The 6,899-nt window shown below is 67.1% G+C and carries 6 protein-coding genes and 1 pseudogene; 3 read left to right on the top strand and 4 right to left on the bottom strand.

Annotated elements, in window-relative coordinates; all coding sequences use genetic code 11:
* From VML93_RS13730 to VML93_RS13720, 3 genes are all read right to left on the bottom strand, one after another.
* A partial coding sequence (locus VML93_RS13730; protein ID WP_325611366.1) for a class I SAM-dependent methyltransferase occupies positions 1–708 on the bottom strand: 708 nt, incomplete at its 3' end.
* Positions 709–749: 41 nt separating this feature from the next.
* Entirely contained in the window at positions 750–2,114 is a 1,365-nt protein-coding gene (locus tag VML93_RS13725; RefSeq protein WP_325611365.1) for an adenylate/guanylate cyclase domain-containing protein, read from the bottom strand.
* 40 nt (positions 2,115–2,154) lie between these two features.
* Positions 2,155–2,766 carry a TetR/AcrR family transcriptional regulator gene (locus VML93_RS13720; RefSeq protein ID WP_325611363.1) on the bottom strand — a complete coding sequence of 204 codons (612 nt, stop codon included), beginning with the start codon at positions 2,764–2,766 and terminating at the stop codon, positions 2,155–2,157.
* Between the two features lie 93 nt (positions 2,767–2,859).
* Between VML93_RS13720 and VML93_RS13715 the strand changes: the two genes are divergently transcribed.
* Positions 2,860–3,828 carry an oxygenase MpaB family protein gene (locus tag VML93_RS13715; protein WP_325611361.1) on the top strand — a complete coding sequence of 323 codons (969 nt, stop codon included), beginning with the start codon at positions 2,860–2,862 and terminating at the stop codon, positions 3,826–3,828.
* 11 nt (positions 3,829–3,839) lie between these two features.
* Here VML93_RS13715 and VML93_RS13710 read toward each other — a convergent pair whose 3' ends face one another.
* The gene (locus VML93_RS13710) at positions 3,840–5,117 is read right to left on the bottom strand and encodes a threonine/serine exporter family protein (RefSeq protein ID WP_325611360.1); all 1,278 of its coding nucleotides are present in this window, start codon (positions 5,115–5,117) and stop codon (positions 3,840–3,842) included.
* Positions 5,118–5,260: 143 nt separating this feature from the next.
* Here VML93_RS13710 and VML93_RS13705 point away from each other — a divergent pair, with 143 nt between their 5' ends.
* A complete protein-coding gene (locus tag VML93_RS13705) occupies positions 5,261–6,355 on the top strand; it encodes a phenazine antibiotic biosynthesis protein (RefSeq protein ID WP_325611359.1) in 1,095 nt (364 codons plus the stop codon).
* Positions 6,356–6,357: 2 nt separating this feature from the next.
* Positions 6,358–6,899, top strand: a pseudogene (locus VML93_RS13700) (aldehyde dehydrogenase); the annotation flags it as partial.

Genomic DNA, 6,899 nt, shown 5'->3' with positions numbered 1-6,899 from the left:
GCCGAGGCTCTTGACTCGCAGGCTGACGAAGCCGTTGTCCTCCAGGATGTCTGCGATCTCGTCGTCGTCGAACGCGTGCGCCCCGGCGCTGGGCAGCATCCGCCACAACGGGGCGGCGCGCCCCGCGGTGGGGACCATCACGGCCAGCCGTCCGCCGGGTCGCAGCACCCGAGCCATCTCCGCGAGAGCGGCTGCCGGATCCGGAATCAGCTGCAGCACGGCGATCGAGACCACCGCATCGACAGTGTTGTCGCGCAACGGAAGTCGTTGCGCGTCGGCCCGCAGGAAGCCAACCTGCGGGCCCGCTTCGGCGCGCACGGCCCGGGTCAGCATCGGCTCCGAGATGTCGACCCCCAGCGCCAGTCCGTCCGCCCCGGCGGCGCGTCCGAGCGACGCGGTGACGTTGCCCGGACCGGATCCGACGTCCAGTGCCGTCCCGCCCGGCGGGATGTTCAGCCACTCGATCGGGTGCTGCCACGCGCTGAGGACGCGACGGCTGAGGGCTTGCGCGTTGTCGTAGAGCATCGATCCGATCGGTGATGCCCACGCCGCCTGGACCACGCCGGTGTTCTTCGCGACACCGGCGCCCGCGCCGGATCCCAGCAGATCGAGATAGCCCTTGCTGACGTCCGGCTCCGCGGGCGGATCAACGAGCAGATCCAGCGCCCGGCGCAGGGCAGGGGGCACCGAAATATTCACGTCGGTCATGTGTCGTCCTTTTCGTCTTTTTCTCGTCTTTTCGCAGGTACCTACCGCGGGACGACGGCGTGCTCGCGCTCCAGGGCATACATGTGCCACACGCCCGGCACGCCCTTGAGCGGGCTCTCGCCGCAGTCGGAGAACCTGTGCCGTGATCCGGTGACGATGTCTCGAATCGTCGAGGACACGCGCACCTCGCTGGGGCCGGCCAGCGCTGAAACCCGCGCGCCGATGTGCACGGCCATCCCGGCGATATCGGCGCCGCGGACCTCCACCTCACCCGCGTGAATGCCCACCCGCACCTCGATGCCGAGCACGTGAACCGCGTCGACGATCTCGTCGGCGCAGGCCAGCGCCGCACTGGGGCTGCTGAACGTCGCGACGAACCCGTCGCCGGCGGTGTTGACCTCACGCCCGCCGAACCGCTGCAGCTCGTGCCGAACGATGGTGTCGTGGTTGTCCAGCAGGTCGCGCCACCGGTCGTCGCCCAGGAGGGCGGCTCGCTCGGTGGAGCCGACGATGTCGGTGAACACGATCGTGGTGAGCAGGCGCTCGGTATCGGACAAGCCCCGCATGCCGGTGATGAACTCTTCGATCTCGTCGAGCAACGGCGCGGTGTTGCCGACCCAGTACAGGGTGTCCGCGCCGGGTAGCTCGACGTGTCGTGCTCCGCAGATGTTCTTGGCGAGATATTCACCTTGCTCGCGCGGCGTGAAGTCCGAGTCGGTGCGATGCAGGATAAGCGTCGGCGCGGTGATGTGCGCCAGCTTGTCACGCACGTCAGCGCCTCGGATGGTCTTGATCATCGCCAGCGCCATGCTCGGCGAGGCGGCGCGGTTGCCGGCCATGTCCCACCACGCGCGAAACGCGTCGTCGTGCGCGACGCTGGGCGCGATGATGCCGAGCATGTCGAAGCCCTGGTCGACGGCATCGGGGTCAATTGCGACCGTCGTGTAGGGGTCGATGTCGTCGATCTTGGCGCCCATCGGGTAGTCAGGTGCCCACAACGTGCGGGCCCCGCCGTTGATGATCACCAGGCTGCTGACTCGGTCGGGGTATTCGGCGGCGAGGAGGAGCCCGGTCAGTGAGGTGAAGCTCGGCGCCACGATGGTCGCCCGCTCGCATCCGACGGCGTTCATGACTCCGATGACGTCCTTGGCCCAGAACTTCGGCCCGAGCATGTCGTGGGACACCCGGGACGATAGGCCGATCCCGCGCTGGTCCAGCCGGATCACTCGGGCGAAGGACGCCAGCCGCCGGTGAAAGCGGTACATCGACGGCTCGAGGTCGATGCAGTCGATCGGGATGGAGGGCCCGGGCAGCAGCACCAGGTCCATCGGGCCTTCGCCGAATACCTGGTAGGCGATGTCGCTTTCGCCGCAGCTGGCGTAGCGGGTTCGTGGAGCGGCAGCCACGGATACAGGCTAATTCAGCGTGCCGACAAGTCGCAGCGCACTAGTGGCCCGCTGGGCTGATGATCGGGACCAGATAGCGGGCGGCGTACTCGCGGACGGCCGCGGGATCTGACGTGTCGAGCCGGTCGGTGGGAAACATGATGATGCCCAGCGCGACACGCAGCAGGATGTCGGCGACGTCGGCCAGCTCCGGTTCGGGGCTGTCGGCACCGCATCGCCGCAGGGTATGGGCGATTCCGTCGGCGAACCGGCCGATCGGGAAGACGTGGGACCGGGAGAACATGCCGAACAGCTCGGGCTCGCTTTCGGCGATCCGGGAGTACAGCGGCGAGTCCTGCACTAGGCGCACCCCGAGCGCGAAGGCCTCGATCACGGCCTGTTGCGGATCGCAGCCGGTGGTGGCCTGGTCCAACGTGGTGAAGAAGAGCTCGGCCTCGCGGCGCACGACCTGCTCGAACAGCTGGTCTTTGGTGGGAAAGCGCCGGTAGATGGTGCTGCGGCTGACACCCGCACGGGCGGCGACGTCCTCGATGTTGGCGCGCCGCACGCCGTAGGTCTCGAAGACCTTTCGCGCGGTGTCCAGGATGGTGCGATCGAGCTCGGTGATCGTTTGATGGCCCATGTCGGCTTTAAGACCCACGTCGGACTGCATGATCGCTCACCCCGTTTTGCCGACGCCCGAACCGGTTGCTACCGTGAAACAAAGATATCATTTTGTGTCATTGCTTCATAACGGGAGTTCGTCTTGACCGCCCAGAATGACCGGTTGGCCGGGCCAACCGCCGCAACCCGCTTCGACACCGGCGTGCGCGAGGCCGTACCGGTCCCCCTGGACGATGGGGCCGACGGGATTGCCGACTCCGCGCCGCGGCTGGGGCCGGATTCGCTGATCTGGAAGTTCTACGGCGATCACCGCACCCAGTTCTTCGGATTCCAGCGCGTCGCCGGCGTCGAGAACTGCATCGAACAGCTCGCCCAGGGCGTGCTCGATCACTCAGTGATTTTCAGCGACACGCTGGGCCGGGCCAAGCGCACCGCGCCGCCGCTGATGAAGACCGTCTACTCCGAGGCTCCGCACGAGTGGGGCCGCAAAGTTCGGGATTTCCACAAGCCGATCAAGGGCACCATCAGCGACGGCTCGCGCTACCACGCGCTGAATCCGGAGCTGTTCTACTGGGCGCACGCCACGTTTGTCGACCAGGTCATCTACACCACCGACATGTTCATCCGGCGGCTGTCGCACGCCGAGAAGGAACGGATCTTCGAAGAGGGCAAGATCTGGTACGGCCTCTACGGGGTCAGCGACCGCGGCCAGCCCGAGACCTACGACGACTTCGTCGAATACTGGGACTCCATGCTCGAGCGGTTCGTCCCGCACAAGACCGTGCTCTACGGCACCGGCTACATCCGCAAGGGGATACCGGGCCCGCGCTGGGTGCCCGGGCCGCTGTGGAAGATTTTGTCGGCGCCGGTCAACGCCTACACCCGGCTGGTCCTTGTCGGAACCCTGCCGCCGCAGATGCGCACGGTGTGTGAGCTGCAGTGGGATGCGAAGAAGGAGAAGCGATTCCAGCGCTTCGCCGCCGTCGTGCGCGCGTTTAATCCGCTGATCAACCGGCTGCCGCTGTGGTTCATCTACGCGCCCTGGGCGGCCAGGGCCTGGCGCCGGGCGAATGTCGACCCGCGCGGGCTGCACAACCACGCGGGGGTGTAGCGCCCGCGCCGCTACGAGTCTCGGCGCGTCGTGAAGGCGCTGATCAGGCTCCAACTGATCACCGTCCCCAGTGCTATCGAGAAGACCGCGGCGATCGCGGTGATCAGCGTGGGCAAGTCGCCGTGGCCGCCGCTGGCGGCTTGCGACATCGACTCGAAGCTCATCGCTCCGGGCACCAGCGCCCAGAACGCCGCCAGCACCATCACCAGAGGTGTCGGCGCGCCCTTGAGACGGGTGGCGACCAACGCGAACGGAAGGACCAGCGCCGCCCCGAGCGCGCCGGCGTGGGCCGGAGACAAAAGCGCGGTGCCGACCTTTTGCCCGATCAGCGCGACTCCGACCGCCAGCGTCAACCAGATCAGCGACCCTCGGGGCGCCGACAAGTAGATGTAGAGACCGGCTCCGATGACCAGGATCGCCACGTAGAACGCCCACGGGCCCATCTGGGCAGACGGTTGTTGGGGGGCGACCTTGCCGGCAAGCGCCGTGCCGAGGGCTACCCCGAACACCATCAGCATCAACTGGACGATGCCCGATACCAGACGGCTGGCGCCGGCAATGGTCGCCGAGCCGGCTAGTTCCATCGCGCCGACGGTAAGGGACAGGCCGGGCAAGATCGCCACCAACGAGGGAGCGATGACCCGCATCAGGCCGTCGTTGGCGGCATCGGCGACGAACCAGGTCGCCAGCACCGTGACCGCCATCGCAGCCATCGTCGGAACGATGGCGTTCAATGAGGGAACTCGTTGTGCCGCAACCACAATCATGCCGACGACCATCCCCAGAAACGCATGTCCCCACAGTGACGCCCAGGTGGGGTTGAGGACCATGCCGAAGCCGATGGTGGTGACGACATAGCCCAGCACGACCAATGCGGGGTGAAAGCGCAGCGGCATCGCACGGGCCTCGGCGAGTTTCGCGACCGCATCGGCAGGCGCGATGGCCCCGGCCGCAGCGAGGCGGGCGATATCGGCCACGCGATCGGCCAGGTCCAGTTGGGCGGTGGCGCGTTGGGTCACGTCGATCTCGTAACCCACGGTTCCCACCTGAACCAGCAAGACGGTCGGCAGCGCGACCACGCGTACGTCCTTCGTGGTGTAGCGCCGGGCAATGTTGAGCAGGCGGGTCCGAACCAGGTTGGTGGGTTGCACCACCTCGATCAGCGCCATCCCAAGCTCACGCAGCATGGCGGCGACCTCGGCCTCGTCGAACGCGTCGGGTGCGGCGATGGGAGGCGGCGGCTCTTCCCGCAGTGCGAGCCATACTCGGCTGACCAGGTTTTTCGGCATGACGGCTCTGATTGTGTCGCAGCGCTGCCTTGGTGAGAACAGCCGGCCTCCGGGCCCGCGTCGACAAACACCGGACAAACCCCAGAAGTCTTCTCGCTGAACCCGATTGCCCGGCCGTCTCGGGCTGCGACAGGATCGGTGGCATGGCCGATGTCGACTTTTCGCTATTGGACGTCCCGCGATCGGTGCCGCTCGAGGATCCCGAGGCCTACCTGCGTGCCGCGGTCGCCTGGCACTTCGGCGAAGACACCGGTTCCGTGTTCTGGTTGCGCACGGCCAAGACGCTGACTTTCAACCCGCTTACCGACATCCAGACCTTCCCGGATCTGCGGCGGTTTCCCAATCTCGTCAACGAGCTGCGCGATACGCCCGTCGAGGATCTCATTCCGCGCGGTTACGGATGCCCGCCGCCGGTGCCCCAGGTTTTCGAGTCGGGCGGCACCACCGGGGCTCCCAAACGGACCGCCCAGCTGCCGGATTGGGTTGCGCAAGTGGTGAATTGGCAAACCGAAGACTTCGCCGGGGGCGGTTTCGTCCCAGGCCGGGGCTTGCTGTGCGTGATGCCGGCCGGCCCGCATGGGGTGGGCTACTTCTCGCGCCTGGTGTCGCAGCGACTCGGTTCGGCATTCCACACGATCGACATGGATCCGCGCTGGGTCAAAAAGCTCACCGCGCGCGATGCATCGGCGGAAGTCGCGGCTTACGTCGAGCACATCGTCGAGCAGGCGGTGTTCATTCTGGAGACGCAGAATGTCGCCAATTTGCACACCACCCCGCCACTGCTCGACGCGTTCGCCCGCAACGACCGCGTGGTGGACCTGATCAACGGCAAGATCCGCTATTTGTTGCTCAGCGGCGCGCACGTGGACGCCGACACGCTTGACCTACTGCGCGAAATCTTCCCGGCCACAACGATCACGATGGCGTTCGGCAGCACCATGGTTCTTTCCCAGGCGGTCACCCGAAGCACCGCCGACGGGTCGTTCGTCTTCGATCCGCGAACGCCCTACGTCGTCTTCTGGGTGGTGGATCCCGACACCGGGGAGCAAGTGCCGTACGGGCAACTCGGCCAGGTGGTGATGAACCACATCAGCAAGGGGATGTTCATCCCCAACAACCTGGAACGCGATCGGGCGATCCGGATGCCCGGGCCCGCAGGACAAGTCGGCGATTCGGTCAGCGCGGTGCGGCCGGTGGCCAGCTTCGAGGGCGAAGCGGTCATCGAAGGTGTGTACTGATCATGCTGAGTATCGATGCGATTGGCCCGGACGGTGGGTACCGGACGCGCAACCGCGAAGTCGTGCTGAGCACGGCCGGTGTCCCGGTCGCCGAGCTGAGCATGGTGCCGCCGCTGTACGTGGCGCGCGCCATCGGTGCACAGCGCAAAGTTCGGCCGTTGCCGCCAGCGCAGCGCGAAGCTGCGCTGGCCAAGGCGGCCGACGCCTTCGCGAACGGTGTCATCGGCGGCCTGGACTTCGCCACGTACGTCGAGTTGGCCAGCCGGATTTCGGGGCTGCCGATCTCGGTGACCCGTGCCGGGGCCGGCGGCGTGGCCGATGCCGTCGCCGCCGCATTCGACGCGGTGCGGCCCGCGCGGCCGGCGGGCGCGGCGCTGGATTGGCGTGAAGGATCCCTCCACAATGGCGGCGCGGTGTGGAAGCGGCGCGGCGATGTGTTCGGGGTGCTTGCGGCGGGCAATGGCCCGGGTGTGCACGGCCTGTGGCCGCAGGCGCTCGCGTTGGGCTACCGGGTCGCGGTGCGCCCGTCCCGCCGTGAGCCCCT

It is taken from the genome of Mycobacterium sp., assembly GCF_035499775.1.
Classification (GTDB): domain Bacteria; phylum Actinomycetota; class Actinomycetes; order Mycobacteriales; family Mycobacteriaceae; genus Mycobacterium.
This window is presented reverse-complemented; position numbering and strand designations above follow the sequence as displayed.